Source organism: Actinomycetota bacterium, from assembly GCA_030650795.1.
Classification (GTDB): domain Bacteria; phylum Actinomycetota; class Actinomycetes; order S36-B12; family S36-B12; genus UBA11398.
In genome coordinates this window covers 1-1,113 of sequence record JAUSDJ010000044.1, presented here as the reverse complement: position 1 = coordinate 1,113, position 1,113 = coordinate 1, and the positions used below count along the sequence as shown (strand labels likewise).

Annotated in this window: 1 protein-coding gene; it reads right to left on the bottom strand. The window is 47.4% G+C overall.

Annotation, left to right across the window (positions count from 1 at the left end; translation table 11 throughout):
• A partial coding sequence (locus Q7L55_13300; protein MDO8733524.1) for a hypothetical protein occupies window positions 1-1,113 on the bottom strand: 1,113 nt, incomplete at both ends.

The following is a 1,113-nucleotide window of genomic DNA, read 5'->3' as shown; positions in this document are numbered from 1 at the left end:
TAGTAGGTCTCAGATGTCTTAGCGAGTGTGGCATAAGTATTGTCTGACTTATGTGATACGGTCCTGACCATGGCTGAATCGATCGTCTCGGCGGTGATAGAGGCGGCTCTTACGCCTGAGGCGCCGTCAGTTAATTCAACCAGGCCATATTCGTAGAAGGATACGCTCTTTACGTTAAGTCCGTCATAGTCAAAGTTAAACGACCTATCCGCTACCTCATCACCCTTACCAAGGTGGATCTTGTAGTAGGTCTCACTTGTCTTAGCTAAGGTTGCGTAGGATGAATTAGACTTATGACTTACAGTCCTTACCATACAGAAGTTGGTCTGGCTGGCTGTAATGGAGGCTGCCCTTATACCACTTGTTCCGTCTGTGAGCTCTAGTATCCCGTATTCGTAGAAGGATACGCTCTTTACGTTAAGTCCGTCATAGTCAAAGTTAAATGACCTGTCCGCTATCTCATCCCCCTTACCTAAGTGGATCTTGTAGTAGGTCTCGCTTGTCTTAGCTAAGGTTGCATATGAGTTATTGGACTTATGACTTACGGTCCTGGTCATACAATAGTCTATTGTGTCAGGGGTGATGGCGCTTGCCCTCGTGCCTGACTGTCCGTCAGCTAGCTCTAGATCGCCGTATTCGTAGAAGGATACGCTCTTTATATTGGTGCCGTCGTAGTCGAAGTTAAAGGACCTGTCCGCTACCTCATCGCCCTTACCTAAGTGGATCTTGTAGTAGGTCTCGCTTGTCTTGGCTAAGGTAGCGTATGTGTTATTGGACTTATGGCTTACGGTCCTTACCATAGCGTAGTCTATCTGGTCGGCTGTTATAGATGCTGCCCTTACTCCTGCGGTACCATCAGTTAACTCAAGAGCGCCGTATTCGTAGAAGGAGACACTCTTAATATTAGTGCCTTCATAGTCAAAGTTAAAGGATCTATCCGCTACCTCATCTCCCTTACCAAGGTGGATCTTGTAGTAGGTCTCAGATGTCTTAGCGAGTGTGGCATAAGTATTGTCTGACTTATGTGATACGGTCCTGACCATGGCTGAATCGATCGTCTCGGCGGTGATAGAGGCGGCTCTTACGCCTGAGGCGCCGTCAGTTAATTCAACC